The sequence below is a fragment of the Mesorhizobium neociceri genome (genome assembly GCF_013520985.1).
GTDB classification, from domain to species: domain Bacteria; phylum Pseudomonadota; class Alphaproteobacteria; order Rhizobiales; family Rhizobiaceae; genus Mesorhizobium; species Mesorhizobium neociceri.
Window position 1 is genome coordinate 200,902 of sequence record NZ_JACDTY010000006.1, and the last position, 24,678, is coordinate 225,579.

Consider the following 24,678-nt stretch of genomic DNA (forward strand, 5'->3'; position numbering starts at 1 on the left):
ACCAAAATGCGTAAATGGAAAATAGCTTTGGGAACTGCCGTCGCCCTCGGGGCGATCTCGGTGGCAAGCGTTCACTTCCTAGACATGGCCAATCTCAGCCTTAATGCCGGCACGGCGGCAGCGACGCCGGCGCCAGCGGCATTCGTGATGCCGGTGCCGGTGGCGAACGTGGTCAAGAAGACGATCCCGATCTATCTCGACTACGCCGCCCGCATCGAGCCGATCCGCAGCGTCACCTTGCAGGCCCGCGTGCCCGGTTATCTTGACGAACAGACGGCTGAGGACGGCGCGGATGTGCGCAAAGGCGACGTGCTCTACAGGATCTCGCCCGACGACTTCCAGGCGGCTCTCGACCAGGCCAAGGCCGAGGTGCAGCGCGACCAGGCAACGCTCGACTATGCGCGTTCCAATCTCGGCCGCGGCTCCGAGCTCGCCAAGAGCGGTTACCTCGCCAAGGATGGGTTCGACCAACGCACCAGCACCTTGCGCCAGGCCGAAGCCTCGCTGGCCGTCAACCAGGCGGCGGTGCGGACGGCCGAGCTCAATTTGAGCTATGCCGAAATCCACGCCCCGTTCGCCGGCCGCGTCGGCCGCAACCAGGCTTCCGTCGGCACGCTGGTCAGCATTGCCGGCACGGTGCTGAACACGCTGGTGCAGCTCGACCCGATCTACGTCACCTTCAATCCGAGCGAGACCGACCTGGCCGAAATCGAGCAGGCCCGCGCGGCCGGTCCGATCGAGGTCGAGGTGTTGCTGCCCGGCGAGACCGAGGCCAGTCAGAAGGGCGAACTCACCTTCATCGACAACACGGTCGACCACTCGACCGGTACGATTACGGCGCGCGCCACCATCGGCAATGCGAAATTCTCGCTGCTGCCGGGCCAGTATGTCCGCGTGCGGCTGCACATCAAGCAGCTGCCCGACGCGCTGATGGTGCCGCAGGTGGCGCTGGGTTCGAGCCAGCTCGGCAAATATGTCTATGTCGTCGGCAAGGGCAACACGGTCGACCAGCGCATCGTCTCGCTCGGGGCGACCAGCGGCGATCTGGTGGCCGTCCTCAGCGGCGTTGCCGAAGGCGACCAGGTGATAACGGGCAATCTGCAGAAGATCGGACCTGGAATGCCGATCTCGCCATTGCCTCAGGAGAAACCGGCCAGCTGATAACCCCCATCAGTCCCGGTTCTGTGGCGCCCTCGGTTCCCACACCGAGGGCGCCGTTTTTTATCGAGTGCCGCGCGCCGTTTTTGGAGTGGCAGCGAGCAGCGCGACGAGACCGGCTATGTCGGCCCGTTCGGCTTTCGCCGGCAGCATGAAGGCGCAATAGGGCTGGCCGAGCCGGACGGAGATCGCGGAGAGCGCGATCAAGCGACCAGCTTCGAGATCGGTAGCAGCCATCGTCGTCTGGCCAAGTGCGACACCCAGCCCCAGTCTCGCCGCCGATATCGCCAGGCTGGAGAGGCCAACACGGCGGCCATGCGAAGGGTCGGGCGCGCGAGTGCCGCCTGCAACCGCGAACCAGTCCGCCCAGCTTGGATGCGAGGCATAGTTTGGGCCCCAGTTGGTGTGGATGAACTGGCTTTCATGCATATCCGCCAGGATGGAGCCTTGGTTGCCGTGGCGCTTCAGGAAACCGGGCGAGGCGACCGGCAGCACCTCATCGTGCACGAGCCGCACCATCCTGAGCGCCGGATAGTGATAGTCGCCATAGGAGATGCGCAGGTCGATGTTCTGGCGCACGACATCGACCGGATCGTCCTCGACGCGGATATCGATGGCCATCTGCGGGAAGCCGTCGAGCAATTCGGCCAGCCGAGGCGCCAGCCACAATTCGGCCAGCGAGAACGGCACGCTGACGACCAAACGGGGCCGTACGCCGCCCTCCAGCATGCGCCGGCCGACCGCCGCTATGTCGCCGAGCGCACGGGCTGTCTGCGGATAGATAGCGTGGCCGGCATCGGTCAGCGTGATGCGGTTGCCATTGCGCACGAAGAGCTGCTTGCCGAACCAGCTTTCGAGATTGCGGATCTGCTGGCTGACGGCGGCGGAGGAGACGCCAAGTTCGGTGGCGGCAAGCGTGAAGCTGCCGGCGCGCGCGGCGACCTCGAAAGCACGCACGGCGTTTAGAGGCGGGAGCTTTTCCATGTCGCTTCCTCAATATTTTCTTGTGCAACCCTAATAATTTTCCGCGTTGAGAGAAAGATTTTTTTGTCGTCTTCTGCTTTCGAAACCGGAGCATTTGACGATGAAAGACATTCTCGACCTCGACCGCTACCCGCTGGACCGCGAAGGCGCCCCTGAATAGCAGCGGCTGGTGGACACATCCGTCGCCTCGCTCGAAACCGACGGCATGTTCAACCTCGAAGGGTTTTTGCGGCCCGGCGTGGCCGAAAAGGCGGTCGGCGAAATCCAGCCGGTGATGGCGGCGCGCTCGCATGTGCACAAGCGCATGCACAACATCTACTTCAAGCCGGAGATTCCGGAGCTTGCTCCTGATCACCCAGCGCTCCGCAAGGTCGAGACCATCAGCCATACGGTCTGCGCCGACCAGATTCCCTGCAGTACCGTGCTTGCCATCTATGAATATGAGCCGTTGCTGCGCTTCCTAGCGGCGGCAATGGGCAAGAGCAGGCTGCATGTCATGCAGGACCCGCTGGCGCGCACCAATGTCATGGCGTATCGCGCCGGCGAAGCGCTGAACTGGCATTTCGACCGTTCCGAATTCACCACCACGCTCTTGCTGCAGGCGCCGGAGCGAGGCGGCGATTTCGAGTATCGCACCGATCTGCGGTCGGACGACAATCCAAACTATGACGGCGTCGCAAAACTGCTCGAAGGGCGCGACCCCGAGGCAAAAGTCCTGCGCCTGAAGCCAGGCACGCTGAATGTCTTTCGCGGCAAGAACACCGCGCATCGCGTCACCACGGTCCAGGGTGAGCGCGAGCGGATGATCGCGGTGTTTTCCTACTATGAGAAGCCGGGCGTGATGTTCAGCCCAGAGGAGCGGGTCGGCTTCTACGGCCGCGCTGCCTGAGTCCAAAAGGCTGACACGCCGCCCGGCTACAAGAATCCAGAAATGGCCTCTTGTAGGATTGTCGACAATCTGCTTGTCTTGTTCCCGGCTCTCACTGGAGTGGCGACATGGCCAAGCTGGATTTCAGTCCGATCGCGGATACGACACGGCGGGCCGAGATCGTCGCGCTGTTGAGGCGCGCGATCCTGACCGGCCAGTTGGAACCCGGCCAGAAGCTCAATGAGCTCAGGATCGCCGAACAGATGCGGGTCAGCCGCGCGCCGTTGCGCGAGGCGATGCGCGAGCTGGTGCAGGAAGGCATCCTCACCAGCATTCCTTATGCCGGCACCTTCGTCATTGATGTCACCGCCAAGGACATCGACGACGCCTATTCGCTGAACAAGGTGCTCGACGAATTTGCCATCGACCGGACATGGAAGCTGCGCGACCAGCGCTTCTTCAACGAGCTCGACCGCCGCCACGAAGCGGTGAAGCAGGCGACCCGCGCGCTCGATACCACCCGCCAGATCGAGACCGCGCTGCAACTGCACGGCCTGATCTATGAGTGGGCCGACAATTCGGTGCTGCTCGAAACCTGGCAGCGGCTGACCAGCCGGCTGCAAATGTATTTTGCCTTGCATCAGCGGGCGCGCAACGAGCCGGTGCCGGCCGATTATGTCCACGAGACCTATGTGCGGCTGCTGAAGGGCAACGACATGCGTGCCGCCCAGCGCCACGCGCGCGAGCATATCGACCTCGATTTCGAAGAGCTGCTTGCCTACACGCGCGGCCTCGAAAAACGCGCGGGCTCCTGACCCTCACCATCACAGCCAACGGACAGACAAAGTGCAGATCAAATCCATCAAGGCCTATCGTGTCGTGCAGCCCTTCGTGGACGGGCCCTACCGCATGTCCAAGGGGCGGGTCGCCGACTGCTTCGACGCGGTGATCGTCGCCATCACCTCCGACAGCGGCGTGACCGGCTGGGGCGAGATGGCGCCGCTCGGCAATTTCTACTCGGCCGCTTTTCCGGCCGGCACGCGCGCCGGCGTGGTGGAAATCGCGCCGCACCTGATCGGCCAGGATCCGCGTGGCCTGGCCGGCATCGGCCGGCTGATGGATACGGTGTTCAAGGGCCATCCCTACATCAAGTCGGCGCTCGATATGGCGTGCTGGGACCTGGCCGCACGAGCGGCCGACGTGCCGCTGGTGACCATGCTCGGCGGCCGCGAAAGCGATATGGCGGAGACCTACCGCGTCGTCACCCATGGCACCCTCGACCAGATGGCGGCACTGGCCAAAAGGATCATCGCCGAGGGCTGCCGCCGGCTGCAGGTCAAGGTCGGCGGCAATGTGCACGACGACATCGACCGGGTGACGGCGGTCGCCTCGGCTGTGCCGAAAAGCACGGTGATCTTTTGCGACGCCAATGCCGGCTGGACACCCTATCAGGCGCGCCAGTTCGCCGATGCCACGCGCGGCATCGACTACACGTTCGAGCAGCCCTGCACGACGATCGAGGAGAACATGTCGGTGCGCCGCATGCTCGACAAGCCGATGGTGCTCGACGAGAGTGTCATATCGCTCGAAGCGATGCTGGAAATTCACCGCCTGGGCGCCGCCGACGGGCTGACGCTGAAGATCTCGCGGCTGGGTGGCGTGACCCGAACGCGGCAAATTCGCGACGTCGCCGTCGATCTCGGTTTCATGATCACGGTCGAGGACACGGGCGGCGCCGAGATCGATACGGCGGCGATGGCGCATCTGTCGCTGTCGACGCCGGCGGAACGCCGGCTGCATGCGATCGCCTTCCACGAATGGGTGACGGTGCGAACGGCCTCCAACGCCCCACCGGTCACCGGCAGCCACATGGGCATTCCCGACGGACCCGGCCTCGGCATCGATGTCGACCCAAGCCTGCTCGGCAAACCTTTCTTCGAGATCGGCTGAGATGAAGATCAAGCGCATCAAGGCCACGCCGATCAACTACCGGCTCGAAGCCCCTTACGTCTGGGTGTTCGGCGAACTCGACGGTTTCTCACCGACCATCGTCGAGGTCGAGACCGAGGACGGGCTGGTCGGCATCGGCGAAGCGCCGACGCCGGCCGCCGCAGCCGTCATCAACGATGTGCTGGCGCCACGGCTTGTCGGCCGCGACGCTTTCGACATTGCCGGCGCCGAGGAAGTCTGCCTGCCCTTCTGGAGCGGCGTGCAGTCGATCAACGACCGCACCCGCATCATGGCCTTCGGCGCCATCGAGGTGGCGCTGTGGGACCTGCGCGGCAAGGCGTGGAAGCAGCCGCTCTACCAGCTGCTCGGCGGCGCCGTGCGCAAGGACATTCCCTTCACCGACTATTTTTCGCTGCGTGGCGACGGAGCGAAGGTGAAGGGTGAGAAGACGCCCGAAGAAGTCGCCGACTATTGCGTCGAACTCAACGAGCGCTTCGGCACCACCTTCTTCGAAGGCAAGTTCTCGACACATGATCCGAAGATTTCGCTGAAGATGATCGAGCTTATCCGCAAAAGGCTCGGCGACGATGCGATGATCCGCATCGATTCCAACCAGGCCTATTCGCTGGCCACCGCCAGGCAGCTGGCGCGGCCGCTGGAGGAGCTTGGCGTGCGCAACTGGGAGGATCCGGTGGCAACGTCAGAGGAGATGCGCGAGCTGCGGCGTCACACCTTGATCCCGTTCTCGACCCATAATATCGACATCGCCCGCGCCATGGAGTTGAAAGTGCCGGACGCCTTTGTCGGCAACCCGACCGCGCATGGCGGCATCGGCCGCATGCTGCGCTTCGTCGGTGCCTGCGAGCATGCCGGCATCGACTACTGGTGCTACAGCGGCGACACCGGCGTCGGCAGCGCCTGCTACCTGCATCTGTGCGCCGCACTTGGCTGGATCCGGGAGCCCAACCAGTCGCTGTTTCGCATGCAGCCGATGGATATTATCGAGGAAGGGCCGTTCGTGCCGAAGAACAATGTCGTGCCGGTGCCGGAAGGACACGGCCTCGGCGTCACGCTGTCGCGGGACAGGCTTGCCGCCTGCCATCGCGACTTCGCCCTGAATGGGCCGTGCAACAAATACCACGATCCGGAAAAGCCCGGCACCTATCGCCGGCTGCCTCTGAACTAGGCGGTTTTCCGCCCGCAATCGCGTCAAAACAACGAGGAGTGATCACACAAGCCGACAAGAGATGGATACAACAAGAGAAGCTCGCAGCTGTGACAACGATCACAGGCACGCGGGACGAACGGGTAAAAGCAGATGCCTCGCAAAATCCGGCCCCTCCTCATTATGGACCGGATGGACCGCGGAAAATCGCATGCTACAGTCCGGTCGAAAGACATCGTTGACGGCCGGGATAAGGAGAACTCCACGGAATTTCGTCAGCCATAAACACACCAACCAACTACAAAAACACAGGGGAAAGGGTAGCACCCATGATCAAGAATTACCGCCTTCTCGACCTTATCCGGCGCCAGCGCACGCCGCTCGAAAACCACCTCATCGACGGGCTGGTCGACGGCCGCGTCAGCCGCCGCGAATTCATTCGCCATGGCAGCCTGCTTGGCCTGTCGCTGCCGCTGCTCGGCGGCATAACCACGGCGGCCGGCTTCGGCGCCATGCCCTCGCTCGCTCGCGCTCAAGGCGCGCCGGGCGCCACCATCCGTGTTGCCAGCAGCGTGCCGGCCGCAGCCATCGACCCGGTAACCATTGCCGACGCCGGCGGCCTGCTGGTGATGCAGCAGGTGGCCGAATTCCTCTGCGTCGACGGCCCCGATCTGGTGCTGCAGCCGGCGCTGGCGGAAAGCTGGAAGCCCAACGCCGACGGTTCGGTGTGGACGTTCACTCTGCGCAAGGGCGTGAAATTCCACTCGGGCGGCGAGATGAAGGCCGACGACGTGGTGGCCAGCATCGACCGCCTCGCCGATCCGGCGAATTCATCCAACGCGCTGTCGGTGTTCAACGGAATATTGAAGACGGGCGCCTCGAAGAAGGTCGACGACTATACGGTCGAATTCCATCTCGACGCGCCGAACGGCAACTTCCCTTACATGCTGTCGTCGGACAATTACAACGCCGTCATCGTGCCGGCGAGCTACAAGGGCGACTACGAAAAGAGCTTCGACGGCACCGGGCCGTTCAAGATCGAAAAGTACACGCCCAAGGTCGGCGCTTCCTTCGTGCGAAACGAAGACTATTGGGGACCGAAGGCACTGCCGGAGCGCACCGAGTTCACCTTCTTCACCGACGTGCAGCCGATGATCCTGGCGCTGCAGGGCGGACAGGTCGACATCATCAACCAGATGCCGGTGCTGTCGGGCGTGGCACTGCTCAACGACCCGAGCGTCGACATCATCAGCCTGAAGTCGTCGGCGCACCAGCAGCTGCATATGCGCTGCGACGACGGCCCGTTGAAGGATGCGCGCGTGCGCCGCGCCATCGCGCTGTGCCTCGATCGCGACAAGCTGGTCGCCGGCCTGATGAAGGGACGCTCCGCACTTGGCAATGACAGCCCGTTCGCCGCAGTCTACCCGTCGACCGACACGAGCATTCCGCAGCGCAAGCAGGACATCGCGCAGGCCAAGCAGCTGATGGAAGCCGCCGGTGTCGCCCAGGGCTTCAAGGTGACGCTGACCACCGAGCGCTACCTCGAAATCCCCGAATACGCGCAGCTTATCCAGAACTGGGTCAAAGAGATCGGTGTCGAGCTCGAACTCAACATCCTCGACCAGGGCGGCTATTACGGTGACGCTGTGTTCGGCAAATCGAACTGGCTGGATTCGGTGATGGGCATCACCGATTACGGTCACCGCGGCGTGCCGAACGTTTATCTCGCGGCACCGCTGAAAAGCGAGGGCACCTGGAACGCGGCGCACTTCAAAAACAAGGACTACGACGCGCTGGCGACCAGCTATATCGCGGCCCTCGACCTCGAGGCGCAGAAGGCCGACGCAGGCAAGATCCAGAAGCTGCTGCTCGAGGAAACGCCGGTGATCTTCGGCTATTTCTACGACTATCTGACGGCGACTGCGAAGGGCGTGACGGGCGTACAGCCGACAGCGATGTCGCAGCTGTTCCTCGAAAAGGCATCGAAGGCCTGAACACGAGGAAGAGCTGATCCCGCAACCGCCAGCCCCAAGCCAGGGACTGGCACCTGAAGACCAACCGGGACAGGGCGCATGGCGCCTTGCCCGTCTTGGGCCATCGTGAATGATCCCACATTGACGTGTCCAATGGAGTCCAGAACCCTGCTCACTACCATGCATTGGGGGACATACGAGGTCAGGACCGAGAACGGCAGGCTCGTCGGTGTCGAACCGTGGAGCGGCGATCGGGATCCGTCGCCGATCGGCCAGTCCTTGCTCGGCGCCGCGCAGGGAAACATGCGCGTCGCGCGACCCGCCATCAGGCGCGGCTGGCTCGAAGGAGACAGATCGGCGGTCCGCGGCCGGCGGGGCGGCGAAGCCTTTGTCGAGGTGCCCTGGGAGAAGGCGCTCGACATCGTCGCCGCCGAGCTTGACCGGGTCCGCACCGCGCATGGCAACGCCGCGATCTACGCCGGCTCCTACGGATGGGCGAGCGCCGGGCGGTTCCATCATGCCCAAAGCCAGGTCCACCGCTTCCTCAACACGATCGGCGGTTACACCAGCTCGGTCCTCAGCTACTCCTACGGTGCGGGCGAGATCATCCTGCCGCATGTGCTCGGTGGGACCGACGGCCTGACCGGCAATCATTCCACCTGGGACGGGATCGAGCAGCACAGCCAGCTCATCGTCGCCTTTGGCGGGCTGCCCTGGCGCAATGCGCAGATCCAGGGCGGCGGCGCGGCACGCCACGAAGCCTCGGCAGCCTTGCAAAAGGCCGTCGCCAACGGCGCTCGGCTCATCAATGTCTCGCCCGTGCGGGACGACGCGCCGCGCGGTGTGGAGACCGAATGGCTGCAGCTGCGGCCGAACAGTGACACCGCCGTCATGCTGGCGCTGTGCCATGTGCTGATCAGCGAGGGCCGTCACGACGAAGCCTTCCTGGCGCGCTACTGCACCGGCTTCGAGGTCGTGCGGGCCTATGTCATGGGCGAAAGCGACGGCCCGCCGAAGGATTCGGCCTGGGCGGCGGCGCTGAGCGGCATGACAGCGGGAAAAATCATCGCGCTGGCCAGGGAGATGGCAACCAAGCGCACCATGCTGATGGTCAGCTGGTCGCTGCAGCGTGCCGACCATGGCGAGCAGCCCTACTGGGCGGCGATCACGCTTGCCGCTCTGCTCGGCCAGATCGGATTGCCCGGCGGCGGGTTCGGCTTCGGCTATTCATCGACGAACGGCGCCGGACGGCCGGAGCTCGGCTTTCGCTGGCCGTCCGTGCCGCAGGGCCGCAACGGCGTACCGGATTTCATACCTGTTGCGCGTGTGGCCGACATGCTGCTCGATCCCGGTGGGTCGTTCGAATTCAACGGCGCTGAGCTGTCCTATCCCGATGTCAGGCTGGTCTACTGGGCCGGCGGCAATCCTTTCCACCACCATCAGGACCTGAACCGTCTCGTCGAGGCCTGGCAGCGGCCCGAGACGATCATTGTCCACGAGCCCTTCTGGACGGCCACGGCGCGCTATGCCGACATCGTTCTGCCGGTCACGACGCCGCTGGAAAGGAACGATCTCGCCTTTTCGAACCGCGAAAACCTGATGGTTGCCATGAAGCAGGCCATCGATCCGGTGGAGGAGGCGTGCGACGACTACCGCATCTTTGCCGAACTGGCGACGCGGCTCGGCGTGCGCGACGCCTTCACCGAAGGGCGCGATGCCGAACAGTGGATCCACCTGCTCTACGGCCAGGCAAGGGACAATGCGGCCGCGGCCGGAGTCGAGATGCCGCCATTCGACCGTTTCTGGCATGACGGCCACGCCGAGCTTGCCCGCAAGGTTACGTCGCAGACGTTCCTTGGCTCGTTCCGTGCCGATCCGCAGCAGCACCGGCTGGCGACCCCGTCAGGCCGTATCGAACTGTTCTCCGCGACGATCGATTCCTTCGGCTATGACGACTGTCCGGGCCATGCCGTGTGGCGGGAGCCACGGGAATGGCTCGGCAGCGGTCTTGCCGAGCGGTTTCCGCTGCATCTTTTGTCGCCGCAACCGGCGGACAAGCTGCACAGCCAGTATGACCACGGCTCGGTCAGCCGCGCGGGCAAGGTGTCCGGCCGCGCACCGCTGCAGATGAACCCGGCCGATGCTGCGGCTCGCGGCATCCTGGGCGGAATGGTTGTCCTCGTCTTCAACGATCGCGGATCGTGCCTGGCCGGGGCAATCCTGACCGACGGGGTGATCCCCGGCGTCGTGCAACTCCCGACCGGAGCATGGTTCGACCCCGTCGAACCCGGGCAATCGCCCAGCCTGGAAAAGCACGGCAACCCGAATGTGCTGACAGCGGACCGGGGCACGTCGCGCCTTGCCCAATCGCCGACCTGTAATTCGACGCTGGTCCAGGTGTCGCGATTTGCAGGCGCCGTTCCGCCGGTGACGGCGTTCGAGCCGCCTGTCATACTGAACTTGTCCGACGTCCCCGGCGTGGCCGGCCTTTCATAGGAGTCGATGCCATTCTCTCCTTCCTCGCCCGGCGTGTGTCGCTGTCGCTCGTCACGCTGTTCCTGCTCAGCATTATGGTGTTTCTGGGCGGCCAGGTGCTGCCCGGAAATGTCGGGCGCGCCATATTGGGGCCGTTCGCCGACCAGCGCGCCGTCGATGCGCTGAACCACACGCTCGGCGTCGATCGCCCGCTGCTCACCCAGTATGGCAGCTGGATCTGGAATTTCATCCAGGGCGACATGGGCACGTCCTATATCTTCCGCTCGCCGGTGGCGCCCTTCGTCCTCGATGCGCTCGTCAATTCGATGAAGCTGGCGGCGGTCGCCTTCGTGCTGGTGGTGCCGATCGGTATCCTCGGCGGCGTGATTGCCGCGCTCAACCTCAACCGGCCGCTCGACCGCATCATCAGCCTTGGCGGCCTGTCGGTGACGGTGCTGCCGGAATTCGTCACCGGCATCATCCTGATCCTGATCTTCGGCGTCTGGCTGCGTTGGCTGCCGATCTCGGCGGCATGGCCGAAGGACGCCGGCTTCTTCACCCAGCTCTACTATCTGATCCTGCCGTCGCTGCCGCTGTTCCTGGTGCTGTTCGGCTATATCGCGCGCATGGCGCGTTCCGGCATGATCGAGGCGCTCGATTCCGACTATACGCGCACCGCCGTGCTCAAGGGCCTGCCGTGGCGAACGGTGATCTGGCGCCATGTGCTGCGCAATGCGCTGCTACCGACCATCACCGTCATTGCCACGCAAACCGGCTATCTCATCGGCGGCCTCGTCGTCATCGAGACGCTGTTTCGCTACCAGGGCATCGGCTCGCTGATCTTCACCGCCGCGCGCGGCAAGGATTTCCCGATCCTCGAGGCCGGTATCCTGACCATCGGCATCGTCTATGCGATTGCGACCCTTGCCGCCGACTTTCTCTATTCCGTGCTCAATCCACGCATCCGCCTGGGGACAGACCAATGAGCGCCACCGAAACCATCCCGGCGCCCGACACCGCCGCCCGGCGTGGCCCGTGGGCCGAGGTGTTCTTCTCGCTGCTGCGGTCGCCGACTTTTCTCGTTGGCCTCGGCATCGTGCTGTTCTGGGTCGCCTGCGCGCTGTTCGGCGAGCATTTCGCGCCCTATGACCCGCTTGCCGACGACATCATCAACGCGCTGGCGCCGCCCTCGGGCGAGCACTGGTTCGGCACCGACCAGATCGGCCGCGATGTCTTCTCGCGCGTCATCGTCGGCTCACGCGACATCCTGACGGTCGCGCCGCTGGCGACGCTGCTGGCGACTGTGGCCGGCACCGCGCTCGGTCTGTTCACCGGCTATTTCAAGGGCATTGTCGACGACATCGTCAGCCGCATCCTCGAAGCCTTCATGGCCATCCCGGTGGTCATCGTCGCGTTGCTGGCAATCGTCGCGCTCGGCACGTCGAAGGCTACCGTCATCGTCGTCATCGGCCTGAGCTTCGCGCCGATCATCGCGCGCACCGTGCGCTCGGCCGTGCTTGCCGAGCGCGAGCTCGACTATGTCGCCGCCGCCCAGCTGAGGCACGAAAGTGCGCTGCATACGATGTTCGTCGAGATCCTGCCCAACGTCATTCCGCCGATCCTGGTCGAGACCACGGTGCGGCTCGGCTATGCGATCTTTGCCGTCGCCACGCTTTCCTTCATGGGCTTCGGCATCCAGCCGCCCTCGCCCGACTGGGGCCTGTCGATCTCTTCGAATTACGGCATGATCGGCGGCGGCTTCTGGTGGACGGTGCTGTTCGACGCGCTCGCCATCGCCTCGCTGGTGATCGGCGTCAATTTGGTGGCCGACGGCGTTCAGGGGGCGCTCAATGACTGAGAAAGCCACCAACGCGCTTGAACTCCACGACCTCTCCGTCGCCTACCGCGTCAATGGCCGCAACCGCGCGGTGCTGCGCAACCTCAGCCTTACCATCGGCCAGGGCGAAGCCTATGGGCTGGTCGGCGAATCCGGCTGCGGCAAATCCACTGTGGCGCTGACCGTGGTGCGTTATCTCCCGCGCAATGGCTCGATCACCGGCGGGGCGATTTCGCTCGACGGCCAGGATGTGATGAAGCTCGACGCCGAAGCACTCAGGCGCGCACGTGCCGACAGCGTGTCGATGGTCTATCAGGACCCCGGCAAGGCGCTGAACCCGTCGCTGCGCATCGGCCGCCAGCTGACCGAAATCTTCGAGCTTGGCGGCGTCTCGGGACAAGCGGCCGAAGACCGCGCCATCGCGATGCTGAACCGTGTGCGCATTTCCGACCCGAAGAGTGTCATGCAACGCTATCCGCACCAGCTTTCGGGCGGCATGCAGCAGCGCGTGGCGATTGCCATGGCGCTGGCCAACGATCCGACCATGCTGATCCTCGACGAGCCGACGACCGGTCTCGACGCGACGGTGGAAGCCGAAGTGCTCGACCTGATCGCGCAGCTGCGGCGCGAACTTTCGGCCTCGATCCTGTTCATCAGCCATAACCTCGCCGTCGTCTCCAACATGTGCGACCGGGTCGGCGTGCTCTATGCCGGCATGCTGGTCGAGGAAGGGCCGACGGATCGCGTGTTCAGCGATCCGCGCCATCCCTATACCGTGGCGCTGCTGCGCTGCCTGCCGCGCGGCGGCCAGCGCAAGGACCATGGCCGGCTCGACACCATTCCTGGCTTCCTACCCGGCATCGGCGCCACCATCAAAGGATGCGCCTTCGCCGACCGCTGCGCGCTGGCGACGGAGCGCTGCCGCACCGAATTGCCGCCGCTCTATGAGCTTGACGATGGCCATGGGGGCGTCCGGCTGTCGCGCTGCCACTATCACGAGCAGGCGCAGGCGCTGCCGCGCGCCACGCCGAGCGATGTCGCCGCCCCTGCCCGCAAGGAAGCACCCGCGGTGCTGCGCGTCGAGGGGCTGAACAAGACCTATGCCAGCCATGGCCATGCGCTGCGTGCTGTGAAGGATGTCTCGGTCAGCCTGAAGCCCGGAGAGACGCTCGGCCTGGTTGGCGAATCCGGCAGCGGCAAGACCACCTTCGCCAGGCTGCTGCTCGGTCTCGTGCCGCCCGACCAAGGCGGCACCATCGAGCTCGAAGGCAAGACGCTGGCGCCTAGGCTGGAGAACCGCAGCGACGACCAGATCAAGGCGATGCAGATCGTCTTCCAGAACCCGGATTCGGCGCTCAACCGCTCGCATTCGATCCGCCATTTGATCAGCCGGGCGTTGAAGCGGCTGGCCGGCTTGAAGGGTGCTGCATTGCAGGCCCGCCTCGAAGAACTCGTGCGCTCGGTGCGGCTTACCGACCGGCATCTCACCGTCAAGCCGCGCCAGCTGTCGGGCGGGCTGAAGCAGCGCGTCGCCATTGCGCGCGCCTTTGCCGGCGAACCGCGCATCGTCGTCTGCGACGAGCCGACCTCGGCGCTCGACGTGTCGGTGCAGGCGGCGATCCTCAACCTGCTCGCGGACCTACAGTCGAAGGAAGATGTCAGCTACATCTTCATCTCGCACGACCTTGGCGTGGTGCGTTACCTCTCCGACAAGATCGCCGTGCTCTATCTCGGCCGCATCATGGAGCTCGGGCCGTCCGAAAACGTCTTTGCCGGTCCGCACCACCCCTGTACGGAAGCGCTGCTGTCGGCAGTGCCAAAACTCGACCAGACCGAGACGGCGCGCATTCGCCTCGACGGCGAAATCCCGAGCGCCACCAATCCACCTTCGGGCTGCGTGTTCCACACACGCTGTCCCCGCAAGATCGGCGCGATCTGCGAGGAAAAGGAGCCGCCGCTCAGCGAAGCCCAGCCCGGCCATTCGATCCGCTGCCATATTCCCTATGCGGAGCTGGCAAGGCTGCAGGCGCCGAAGCAGCCAGTGCCTGCCTGAGGCGCTAAAGCGCGTCGCGTTTGAACGGATTCAGGCGACGCGCTTTAGCTCTTTGTTTTGTGCATGTCGTTCTCTCAAAACCGGGACCACTTTTGAGCGACATGCATTAGCCCCGATAGGTATCGGCCATGCTGAAGACGCGGTCGCCTTCGGCAAACCCTTCAGCCGCAGTCCAGTCCTTTGCCAACGCGCGCAATCCGTCGAGCGCGACATTGAGCGTGTCCGACGAGGCGGGGTTGGCGGGATAGGCGAGATAGATCGGCCGCTGGAAGACCGGTGCATCCTCGATGCGGCGTATTTCGCCGCGCTCGATGTGGCCGCTGACGGCGCTGAGCGGCAGATAGGCCGCCGCCTGCTGCGACAGCACATGCTGCAGGCCGATGAACACCAGCCCCGCCGATATGGCCGGCTTGACCAGGCCGGCAAAGGCGCGGTCGTGCTCGATACGAAACTCCAGTCCCCAGTCCATGAAAATGTAGTTCTCGGTCCATGATCTGGTCTGGGCGGCATGCTGGACAAGCACGACCTGATCGACCGCCAGCGTCTCATAGACGACGCCGGGATGCGGCCGCGGCAAATAGAGGATGCAGATGTCGAGCAGGCCTTCCGCCAGTTGATCGATTGCCTGATCCGGGAAACTGCCTTCGAGCCTGAGCGCCACATTCGGCCGTCTTTCACGCATCCAAGCAATCCAGGACGAGGTGATGCGGTCCCACAGATAGGCGGGAGCGGTGAGCCGCAGCAGCGTCTCATAGCCATCGGGAACCGCGATGTCCTGCCGTGATTGCTCCCAGGTGCGGGTGATCGAGGAGGCGTGCGGCAGGAACTGCCGGCCCGCCGGCGTCAGCGTGACGCCGTCGCGGTCACGGACGAAAAGCCGGCGCCCCAGCTGCTCCTCCAGACCCCTGATCCGCGCACTGACCGTGGACTGGGCGAGGTTCAGCCGGCTGGCGGCGACGGTGAAGCTGCCATGGGTGGCAACCTCGAGAAAACTGCGCAGATTTTCAGTGTCCATGATTTGGCTCCACCATCGAAAATTTCGATGGCCGCCATCAAAAAATATCGCTTTCCGGTCGGGGTCAACAGTGAACTATTTAGCGGAGCCCCCCGCGAAAACAGGAATGCCGCCCATGCCGAAGCATTTCCAGACCATCGATGCCGCCCGCAAGACCTTAAGCGCCATCGAAAATTCCGCTGTCGACGAATTGCTAGCCGGCCGCATCGGCCGGCGCGATTTCCTCAGGCATGGCAGCCTGCTTGGCCTGTCGCTGCCGTTCCTGGGGAGCCTTGTCGCCGCTGCTGGTTTCGGTACGCAGCCTGCCCGCGCCGAGGGCAAGCCGGGCGGCACGGTACGCGCCGGCATCGCAACGCCGGGCGGCGCCATCGATCCCGTCACCTATTATGACAGCGGCAGCTACCAGCTGGTCTTCCAGACGGCCGAATTTCTCTGCGTCACCCAACCGGACCTCACCCTGAAGCCGGTGCTGGCCGAAAGTTGGTCGCCGAACGAAGACGGCAGCGTGTGGACCTTCAAGCTGCGCAAGGGCGTCAGATTCCACAATGGCGAGGAGTTCAAGGCGGACGATGTCGTTGCCACCTTCGACCGGCTGGCCGATCCCGCCGGCGCTTCCAACGCGCTGTCGGTGTTCAAGGGCCTGTTGTCGAAGGGCGGCACGCAGAAGGTCGACGACCACACGGTCGCCTTCCATCTCGACGCGCCAAACGGCAGCTTCCCCTATTCGGTGTCGATCGACAATTACAACGCCGTCATCCTACCGGCGAGCTACAAGGGCGACTACGAAAAGACCTTCGAAGGCACCGGCCCGTTCCGGCTGGAAAGCTATACGCCGAAGGTTGGCGCAACCTTTGTGCGCAACCCCGATTATTGGGGCGAGAAGGCGCTGCCCGACCGGCTCGAATTCAAATTCTACGGCGACGTACAGCCGCGCATCCTGGCGCTGCAGGCGGGTGAGGTCGACCTGCTCGACGCCGTCCCGCTCGATGTCAGCCAGGTGGTGCTGAACAGCCCCGATATCACGGTGTTGCGCGTTGCCTCGACCGCGCACCGCCAGCTGCATATGCGCTGCGACATGGCGCCGTTCACCGACAAGCGCGTGCGCCAGGCACTAGCTTTCAGCATCGACCGCTCCAAGCTGGTCGACGGGCTCTGCCGCGGCATGGCAGCGACCGGCAATGACAGCCCGTTCGCGCCGGCCTTCCCGGCTACCGACAAGTCGATCCCGCAGCGGGCGCAGGCCATCGCCAAGGCCAAGCAGTTGATGGAAGCTGCGGGGCTCGGCGGCGGCTTCGACATCACGCTGACGACGCTGCGCTATTCCGACATTCCGGGCTACGCGCAACTGTTCCAGAATTTTACCAAGGAGATCGGTGCCCGCATCGCGCTCAATATCGAGGACCAGGACAAATATTACGGCAAGGCGGTGTTCGGCCAGTCCGACTGGCTGGACAGCCCGCTCGGCATCACCGACTACGCGCATCGCAGCGTGCCCAACGTCTTCCTGAAGAGCCCGCTGGTCAGCGACGGCCCTTGGAACGCGGCGCATTTCAAGAACCCTGCCTATGACGGTATGGTCACGTCCTATCTGAAGGCGCTCGACATCGGCGCGCAGCGCAGTGCGGCCTCCGACATCCAGAAACTTCTGCTCGACGAGACGCCGATCATCTTCAGCTATTTCCCCGACCTTCTGGTGCCGGTGCGCAAGAATGTCAGCGGTCTGCCGCCGATTGCGGCCGGGCTGCTGCTCGATCGCGTATCCCTGGGGTAGAGGATCCGGACTGAAGGCCCGCGTGACAAAAGCGATCAGGTTTTGCTGCGTTGACCTTCGGTTCGGGTTTGATCGTGCTCAACAAGAAAGCTCATCCGGCTCAAGCCATGCACCAGCGTTCAGCCACAAAAGACAAGAAGCGGGAGACCACCATTCGCAAGCCCCATCTGCGCGGTCGCGGACCGCATTTCCCGGTGCTCGACCAGATCGTCCAGTACGAGTTCGAGCCCGGCTATGTCGCCTTCACCATGCCGTCGCTGAAACGGCTGCGGGTGCAGGTGGGATCGATGACCGTCGCCGACACCACCAGGGCGCTGGTGTTCTACGAATCCGATCATCTGCCGGTCTATTATTTCCCGATCGAGGATGTGCGCGAAGAGTTCCTGCTGCCTTCCAAGACAACGACGGAGGACCCGTACAAGGGCACCGCCACCTTCTACTCGCTCAACACCGGCATCACTTTGGTCGAGGATGGGGCATGGCGCTATCTCGATCCGGCCAAGGGTTGCCCGCCGATCGCAGGCTATATGTCGTTCGTGTGGAGCAAGATGGGCCACTGGTTCGAGGAGGATGAGGAGATTTTCGTCCACGCCCGCGATCCGTTCCGCCGGGTCGACTGCCTGCCCTCGTCGCGGCGGGTGCAGGTCATTCTCGACGGCGAGCAGGTGGCGGATTCGCGCCGTGGCGTGTTCCTGTTCGAGACCGGCCATCCGGTGCGCCACTATCTGCCGATCGCCGACACCAGGCTCGATATGTTCGCGGCCAGCCGCTATATCTCGCGCTGCCCCTACAAGGGCATCTCCAACTATTACCACGTGACGACCGCCACCAAGCGGCACGAGAACATGGTGTGGTACTATCCCGAGCCGGTGCACGAGGCCGAGCGCATCAAGGGGCTGGTGTGCTTCCACCACGAACTGGTCGACAAGATCCTGGTCGACGGGGTGGAAATATCGAAAGAGGCCACGGCGGCGTCGGACGGGTATTTCTGACACCCTCACCTGCTGACGGCGGAGCCGGGCGGAGTTACGTGTTTTCGTTCGCCGGGGCCAGTGTTACGCTGAGCTCCCTGGCGGACGATGCTCATGAGGACGGCATTTCATCTTGCGGCCTTTCCCTGGCTCGTCGTGCTGGCGGCGATGCCTGCGCCGGCACTTGCCGAAAATGCCGAGGCATTCGAACTGAAGCTCGACATCGACCAGGACGGCAAGCTCGACGGCGCTGCCGTCATGCAGGAGCCCGGCGGGCCGGCAGATCTTCAGATCTATCTGGCCGCCGATGAGGAGAATGCCTCGCGCCAGCCGGATTTCATCAAAAAGGCCCTGACCGAAGATCACGTCATCGATCTCGAAAGCAAGGGTAAGGGGTCGCTTTCGATCACGTCCTGTTTTGGCTGTGGCGCCAACAAGTCGACAGAGGACACGCTGACGATCGTCTATCGCAAGGGTCAATTCCTGGTCGGCGGCTACAGCCGCAGCTGGGACTGGAATGAGCAGACTTCCGGTGGCGTCAAGACGACGGTCGGGGGATGCGATATCAACTATCTCGCCGGCAAGGGCACCGCTTCCAGGGACCTTGGAGACGGCAAGCCGATCAAGGGTAAGTTCAAGCCGGTGCCGCTCAAGGACTGGTCCATCGACAACCGCCCCAAGGCCTGCGATTTTTGAAGCCGTTGGGTTCGAGGGACATTTTTAGAGAATTCGAAGCGGGGGGGCGTTATGGATCTTTTCAAGCTGGACGGCGATGTGGCGCTGGTCACGGGCGCCGGCAGCGGCATTGGTCAGGCAATCGCGATCGGACTGGCCGAGGCCGGGGCCGATGTCGCCTGTTTCGGCCATGCATCGAAGGGCGGGCTGGAAGAAACCGCGCAGCAGATTACGGCGCTGGGCCGGAAGGCCTTGGTGCTGACCGGCACGGTGACATCCGAGAGCGATCTCGCGGCAGCGATCGATCGCGTAGAGGCAGAACTCGGCGCGCTGACGGTTGCGGTCAACAATGCCGGCATCGCCGGCTCGGAACCGGCCGAGACACTGTCGTTGGAAAAGTGGCGGAAGGTGCACGAGGTCAATGTCGCCGGCGTGTTCCTGTCCTGCCAGGCCGAAGCCCGCAAGATGCTGGCGCGGCGCAAGGGCTCGATCATCAACGTCGCCTCGATGTCGGGCACCATCGTCAATCGCGGGCTGACGCAGGCGCACTACAACTCCTCGAAAGCCGCCGTCATCCACATGTCGAAAAGCCTTGCCATGGAGTGGGCGGCCCGCGGGCTGCGCGTCAATGTCGTCAGCCCGGGCTACACGCTGACGCCGATGAACAAGCGGCCCGAAGTGGCGGAAGAGGTCAAGATCTTCAAACGCGACACGCCGATGGGGCGGATGGCGGCACCGGAGGAGATGGTGGGGCCGACAGTGTTCCTGGCCAGCCGCGCATCGAGCTTCGTCACCGGCCTCGATCTGATCGTCGATGGCGGCTACGTCTGCTGGTAGGGCCAAGTGCCGGGCCGACTTCGCCCGCAGTCTGAAATTCCGCAGCGCACAGGGCATCAGCCGTTGCGCCGCATGAACGTTGGTATATATAATTTCATCCTATGAAACGGCGTTGGTGGGGATGGGGCTCGCCGGCCGAGATCATGGGACCTTGATGGCTCGCACGTCTCAGAGCGCCGCCAGAGCGGCGATCGATCCGTTGACGATTGCTCGCGCAGCAATCCATGCGATGCCATGACGCGAGCCCGTCCAGCATCATACCACCACCAGATTGAGCACCATCTCGCCTGCGTCGGCTCTCGCCGCAGCAATGGCATGGTGCGAACGAGCTTGCGCAACGACCCGCCTTTCCAACACAATCAAGAAAAGACGCAAGAAGGGAACGACTAAGAATTTCCACATGGTTTGACAGGAGAACAAGCATGTCCTTTCGCAGTGTGATTTCGAACCTATCAATGGGAGCCTTCGCACTTGCCGCGGCAAGTGCGCTTACATCACCGGCCGCACAGGCCGCCGCGCCGGAATCCAACGACCCGATCAAGATCGCGCTGTTCGACTGGACCAGCGTCAACCTCAACGCCAAGATCCTTGGCGGCATCCTCGAAAAGCTCGGCTACACCGTCGAATATCCGACCGCCGACTACCTCTCCAGCCTGACCACCGGCCTCACCAATGGCGACCTCGATGTCGGCCTGGAATTCTGGGACACGACGGCAGGCGAAGCCATGAAGGCGTCCGACGCCACCGGCCAGACCGAACGGCTCGGCAAGCTCGGACCGAAGGCCAAGGAAGAGTGGTGGTTTCCCGAATACATGAAGGAAAAGTGCCCAGGCCTGCCCAACTGGGAAGCGCTGAAGGGCCCGAAATGCGCCGAAGCGTTCTCGACTGCCGAAACGGCGCCGAAGGGCCGCTATCTCGGCGGCCCGGTGACCTGGGAAGGCTTTGACGACGAGCGCGTCGAGGCGCTGAAGCTGCCCTTCACCGTCATCCATGCCGGCACCGACGCGGCGATGTTCGCCGAACTCGACTCGGCCTATCAGCGCAAGGCGCCGATCATGCTGTGGATCTATTCGCCGCATTGGGCGCCGGCCAAGTACAAGGGCGAGTGGGTTGAATTCCCCGAATACACGCCCGAGTGCTACACCGATCCGAAATGGGGCACCAACCCCGACGCCAAATATGATTGCGGCAAGCCACATGGCGAGATCTGGAAGTACTCCTGGTCCGGCATGAAGGACAAATGGCCGGTCGCCTACAAGGTGGCCAAGGCCTACACGGTCGACACCGACGAGCTCAACAAGATGAGCGGCGAGATCGATCTCGGCGGCAAGACGCCGGAAGACGTCGCGGCTGCCTGGATCGCCGCCCACGAGGCCGACTGGAAAGCCTGGGCGCAGTGATCGTTCCGACTGGAAGCCAGACCCGGCCGTTACGGCCGGGTCTATATCTCCATTTTCCAGAAGGACCATTGGATGACGGAAGCGACTGAACCGCAGGCAGTTGGCGTGCCAAAGGATGCGCGGCCGATAAAGCTTGCCTGCCGCAATGTCTGGAAGCTGTTCGGATCGAACGCGGCGAACTTCATTCGCGAGCGCGACGGCAAGGCCAGCATGGCCGATGTCGCCGCTGCCGGGCTGGTCGGCGCGGTGCGTGCGGTCGATCTCGAAATACGCCAGGGCGAGATTTTCACCATCATGGGCTTGTCGGGCTCCGGCAAATCGACGCTGGTGCGCTGCATGTCGCGGCTGGTGGAGCCGACCCATGGCAAGGTCGAATTCGAAGGCAAGGACCTGCTCAAGATTTCCGATGCGGCGCTGATTGAACTCAGGCGCCATCGCATGGGCATGGTATTCCAGAATTTTGCCTTGCTGCCGCATCTCAACGTGCTGGACAACATCGCCTTCCCCCTGAGCATCCAGGGCCAGGATCGGCCGACGCGGGAAGCGCGGGCGCGCGAGGTGATCGAGCTCGTCGGCCTGCGCGGCCGCGAGCATTTCTATCCGCGCGAATTGTCCGGCGGCCAGCAGCAGCGCGTCGGCATTGCCCGCAGTCTCGCGACCAAGCCGGAGATATGGTTCCTCGACGAGCCGTTCTCGGCGCTCGATCCGCTGATACGCCGCGAAATGCAGGACGAGCTGATGCGGCTGCAGACCATGCTGCACAAGACCATCGTCTTCATTACTCATGATTTCGACGAGGCGATCAGGCTGGCCGACCGCATCGCCATCATGAAGGACGGTGAAGTCATCCAGATCGGCACGCCGGAAGAACTGGTGGTCAATCCGGCGACCGACTATGTCGCCGAATTCACCCGCGACGTCGACCGCGCCAAGGTGATTTCGGCGCGCAGCCTGATGCGCGCCTGCGATGGTACCGAGCATGGCGGAACGGTTTCGCCCGACGCCAAGATCGCCAGCTTCTCGGCCAGCATCGTCGCCTCAGGCAAGCCATTCGCGGTCGTCAACGGCACCGGCAAGCCGATCGGCGAAGTGACGCCGCAAGCGGTGATCGGGCTGCTGGCCGGGCTGGACAGGGCCAGCGCATGACGGTGACGGCAAGCGCCAGCGGAGCGAGGCCGCCGGTTCAGCGCTGGCTGCTGGTCTGGGCGCTGGCCCTTGCCGCCGCGCTGGTAGTGTTCCTGCTGCAGGACAGGTTGCCCTGGGCGGTCAACTATCCGGCCGAGGCGGTCGTCCCCGTCGCCGACTGGGTCAGCGCGCTGATGCGCTGGATCAAGTCGAACCTTTCGTGGCTGACCCGCTCGATCACCGCGGTGCTCGGCGTTCCGCTCGATTTCGCGCTCAATCTGCTCGCCAAGAATTTCAAGATCGGCCATGGCGCGGACGCTTATGTGCTGCCGCGTCTGTCCTGGGTCGGCGTCTGCGCTGCCGCCTTCATCGCCGGGCATGCCGCAGGCGGCCGCAAGCTCGGCCTGCTGGTCGGCGGCTGCTTCCTCTACATCGCGCTGTTCGGCCAGTGGACCAGCGCCATGCTGACGCTGGCGCTGATTTCCATCGCGGTGCCGTTCTGCATCGTCACCGGCCTGTTCGCCGGCATCTGGGCGTGGCGCAAGCCATGGGCGGAAAGGCTCATCGTTTCCCCTGCCCTCGATTTGATGCAGACCATCCCGACCTTCGCCTACCTCATCCCGATGCTGCTTCTGTTCGGCAACAGCCCGGTGTCGGCGATGATCGCCACCGCCATTTTTGCCACGCCGCCGATGGTGCGGGCAACGATGCTGGGTCTGTCGCGCGTGCCGTCCGAGATCGACGATTTCAGCGAGATGGCCGGCTGCACGGCGCGGCAGAAATTGTGGCGGGTGCTGCTGCCCTCGGCGCGGCCGACACTGATGGTCGGCGTCAATCAGGTGATCATGCTGGCGCTGAACATGGTGATCATCGCCTCGATGATCGGCGCCGGCGGGCTCGGCTACGACGTGCTTTTGGCGTTGCGGGCGCTGAAGGTCGGCGAAGCGATGGAAGCCGGCCTCGCCATCGTGGCGCTGGCGATCGCGCTCGACCGGCTGAGCCAGGCCGTCGCCCACAGCCAAGCGAAGGGCCACGTTCAACAGCAAGCGAACCAGAGTTTCTGGCGGCGCTATCCCAATCTGTCACTGGCCATCGCCATCTTGGTCGTGACGACACTGCTCGGCTTGTTCGTGCCGGCCTTCGCCGCCGTGCCGAAGGCAATCACCTTCACCACCGCGCCTTTGTGGAAGGCAGCGGTGAGTTGGGTCACGATCAATTTCTTCGACGTGATTGAAGCATTCCGCGTGGCGCTGATCCTCAATGTGCTCAACCCGCTGCGCGCCTTTTGCGAAGGCTTTCCGTGGCTCGGCGCGGTGTTCCTGCTCGGCCTCGCCGGCTATCAACTCTCGGGCCTGCGGCTCGCCGCTTTGGTCGCCGCGTTGACCGCCTTCTGCGCCGTCACCGGCCTGTGGGAAAAGACCATGGCGACGGTCTATCTCTGCGGCATCTCGGCCTTTATCGCTTGCCTGATCGGCATCCCGATTGGCCTGATGGCCGCGCGCAGCGACCGCTTCGAAAAGATCGTCACGCCCATCATCGACACGCTGCAGGTGCTGCCGTCCTTCTGCTTCATCATCCCGGTGGTGATGCTGTTCCGGGTCGGCGACGTCACCGCCATGATCGCTACGATCGCCTTCGCCGTGGTGCCGGCGATCCGCTACACCAATCACGGCATCAGGCAAGTGCCGCCGGCGTTGATCGAGGCAGCCAAGGTTTCCGGCTGCACGCCGCGCCAGACTTTCTTTCGTGTGCAGCTGCCGCTGGCGCTTCCGGAAATCATGCTCGGCGTCAACCAGACCATCCTGATGGCGCTGGCGATGATCATCATCTGCGCCATGGTCGGCACACGCGATCTCGGCCAGGAAGTGTTCATCGCCCTGTCGAAAGCCGATTCCGGCCGCGGCATTGTCGCTGGCCTCGCCATCGCCTTCATCGGCATCGTCGCCGACCGGCTGTTCAATGCCTGGACAGCGAAAGCCAGGGCGAGGCTGGGGTAAAGTTCAACCGCCGAACGCCGAAAGGAGAAAGTGATGACAGGCCGGACAGCTCGCTGCACCTGCGGCCAACTGCAGATCCATTGCCCGCAAGAGCCGGCCAAAGTCTCGCTTTGCCATTGCCTGGACTGTCAGCGGCGGACCGGCTGTCCGTTTGGAATCGCCGCTTTCTTCGATAGTGCCGCGACTGAGATCAGGGGCTCATTCCAGACATACCAACGCGATTCCGACAGCGGCTTTCCCGTCACCTTCCATTTCTGCGGAACGTGCGGCTCGACGGTCTTCTGGTATCCGTCACGAAAACCCGCAACTGTGGCCGTGGCAGTCGGCTGTTTCGGAGACCCGTCCTTCCCGGCGCCAACACAGTTTGTCTATGGCGAGAGTCGCCATAGCTGGGTCGCGGTGCCAGCGTGACGGCGAGCCGACC

At 63.8% G+C, this 24,678-nt stretch carries 20 protein-coding genes; 18 read left to right on the forward strand and 2 right to left on the reverse strand.

Going from position 1 to position 24,678, the window contains the following annotated elements:
* Positions 1-6 precede the first annotated feature (6 nt).
* Positions 7-1,161, forward strand: coding sequence for an efflux RND transporter periplasmic adaptor subunit (locus tag H0241_RS14900; RefSeq protein WP_181058418.1), 1,155 nt, complete (start codon positions 7-9; stop codon positions 1,159-1,161).
* A gap of 60 nt (positions 1,162-1,221) precedes the next feature.
* Here the strand turns inward: H0241_RS14900 and H0241_RS14905 are convergent, their stop codons facing one another.
* The gene (locus H0241_RS14905) at positions 1,222-2,142 is read right to left on the reverse strand and encodes a LysR substrate-binding domain-containing protein (RefSeq protein ID WP_181058419.1); all 921 of its coding nucleotides are present in this window, start codon (positions 2,140-2,142) and stop codon (positions 1,222-1,224) included.
* Between the two features lie 169 nt (positions 2,143-2,311).
* Here H0241_RS14905 and H0241_RS14910 point away from each other — a divergent pair, with 169 nt between their 5' ends.
* The 9 genes from H0241_RS14910 to H0241_RS14950 all read left to right on the forward strand — a co-directional run bounded on the left by H0241_RS14910 (position 2,312) and on the right by H0241_RS14950 (position 14,463).
* Positions 2,312-3,031, forward strand: coding sequence for a HalD/BesD family halogenase (locus tag H0241_RS14910; RefSeq protein ID WP_235984284.1), 720 nt, complete (start codon positions 2,312-2,314; stop codon positions 3,029-3,031).
* 107 nt (positions 3,032-3,138) lie between these two features.
* A complete protein-coding gene (locus H0241_RS14915; RefSeq protein WP_181058420.1) occupies positions 3,139-3,825 on the forward strand; it encodes a GntR family transcriptional regulator in 687 nt (228 codons plus the stop codon).
* Between the two features lie 31 nt (positions 3,826-3,856).
* Positions 3,857-4,960, forward strand: a complete 1,104-nt coding sequence (locus tag H0241_RS14920) for a mandelate racemase/muconate lactonizing enzyme family protein (RefSeq protein WP_181058421.1) — start codon at positions 3,857-3,859, stop codon at positions 4,958-4,960.
* A 1-nt stretch (position 4,961) separates the two neighbouring features.
* Positions 4,962-6,146 (forward strand): mandelate racemase/muconate lactonizing enzyme family protein, encoded by a 1,185-nt coding sequence (locus H0241_RS14925; protein WP_181058422.1) that lies wholly within the window; start codon positions 4,962-4,964, stop codon positions 6,144-6,146.
* 308 nt (positions 6,147-6,454) lie between these two features.
* On the forward strand, positions 6,455-8,119 hold the full coding sequence (locus tag H0241_RS14930) for an ABC transporter substrate-binding protein (protein ID WP_181058423.1): 1,665 nt from the start codon (positions 6,455-6,457) through the stop codon (positions 8,117-8,119).
* 132 nt (positions 8,120-8,251) lie between these two features.
* Complete coding sequence (locus H0241_RS14935) at positions 8,252-10,594, forward strand: molybdopterin guanine dinucleotide-containing S/N-oxide reductase (RefSeq protein WP_181058424.1); 2,343 nt, start codon at positions 8,252-8,254, stop codon at positions 10,592-10,594.
* A gap of 11 nt (positions 10,595-10,605) precedes the next feature.
* Positions 10,606-11,559, forward strand: a complete 954-nt coding sequence (locus H0241_RS14940) for an ABC transporter permease (RefSeq protein WP_328824696.1) — start codon at positions 10,606-10,608, stop codon at positions 11,557-11,559.
* The gene (locus tag H0241_RS14945) at positions 11,556-12,431 is read left to right on the forward strand and encodes an ABC transporter permease (RefSeq protein WP_181058426.1); all 876 of its coding nucleotides are present in this window, start codon (positions 11,556-11,558) and stop codon (positions 12,429-12,431) included. Before H0241_RS14940 ends, H0241_RS14945 begins: the two co-directional genes overlap by 4 nt.
* Positions 12,424-14,463, forward strand: a complete 2,040-nt coding sequence (locus H0241_RS14950; protein ID WP_181058427.1) for a dipeptide ABC transporter ATP-binding protein — start codon at positions 12,424-12,426, stop codon at positions 14,461-14,463. The genes H0241_RS14945 and H0241_RS14950 overlap by 8 nt, the downstream gene beginning before the upstream one ends.
* A 106-nt stretch (positions 14,464-14,569) precedes the next feature.
* Here the strand turns inward: H0241_RS14950 and H0241_RS14955 are convergent, their stop codons facing one another.
* Entirely contained in the window at positions 14,570-15,478 is a 909-nt protein-coding gene (locus H0241_RS14955) for a LysR family transcriptional regulator (protein ID WP_181058428.1), read from the reverse strand.
* Positions 15,479-15,593: 115 nt separating this feature from the next.
* Here H0241_RS14955 and H0241_RS14960 point away from each other — a divergent pair, with 115 nt between their 5' ends.
* From H0241_RS14960 to H0241_RS14995, 8 genes are all read left to right on the forward strand, one after another.
* Positions 15,594-17,249 carry an ABC transporter substrate-binding protein gene (locus H0241_RS14960; protein ID WP_181058429.1) on the forward strand — a complete coding sequence of 552 codons (1,656 nt, stop codon included), beginning with the start codon at positions 15,594-15,596 and terminating at the stop codon, positions 17,247-17,249.
* 107 nt (positions 17,250-17,356) lie between these two features.
* Entirely contained in the window at positions 17,357-18,241 is an 885-nt protein-coding gene (locus H0241_RS14965; protein WP_181058430.1) for a DUF427 domain-containing protein, read from the forward strand.
* 93 nt (positions 18,242-18,334) lie between these two features.
* Positions 18,335-18,916: a hypothetical protein gene (locus tag H0241_RS14970; protein WP_181058431.1), complete on the forward strand. Its 582-nt coding sequence runs from the start codon at positions 18,335-18,337 to the stop codon at positions 18,914-18,916.
* Positions 18,917-18,967: 51 nt separating this feature from the next.
* Positions 18,968-19,732, forward strand: a complete 765-nt coding sequence (locus H0241_RS14975; protein ID WP_181058432.1) for an SDR family oxidoreductase — start codon at positions 18,968-18,970, stop codon at positions 19,730-19,732.
* 422 nt (positions 19,733-20,154) lie between these two features.
* Positions 20,155-21,132: an ABC transporter substrate-binding protein gene (locus H0241_RS14980; RefSeq protein WP_181058433.1), complete on the forward strand. Its 978-nt coding sequence runs from the start codon at positions 20,155-20,157 to the stop codon at positions 21,130-21,132.
* Positions 21,133-21,204: 72 nt separating this feature from the next.
* Entirely contained in the window at positions 21,205-22,278 is a 1,074-nt protein-coding gene (locus H0241_RS14985; RefSeq protein ID WP_181058434.1) for a quaternary amine ABC transporter ATP-binding protein, read from the forward strand.
* Positions 22,275-24,254 (forward strand): ABC transporter permease, encoded by a 1,980-nt coding sequence (locus tag H0241_RS14990; protein ID WP_181058435.1) that lies wholly within the window; start codon positions 22,275-22,277, stop codon positions 24,252-24,254. Before H0241_RS14985 ends, H0241_RS14990 begins: the two co-directional genes overlap by 4 nt.
* A gap of 33 nt (positions 24,255-24,287) precedes the next feature.
* Complete coding sequence (locus tag H0241_RS14995) at positions 24,288-24,665, forward strand: GFA family protein (RefSeq protein ID WP_181058436.1); 378 nt, start codon at positions 24,288-24,290, stop codon at positions 24,663-24,665.
* Positions 24,666-24,678 lie beyond the last annotated feature (13 nt).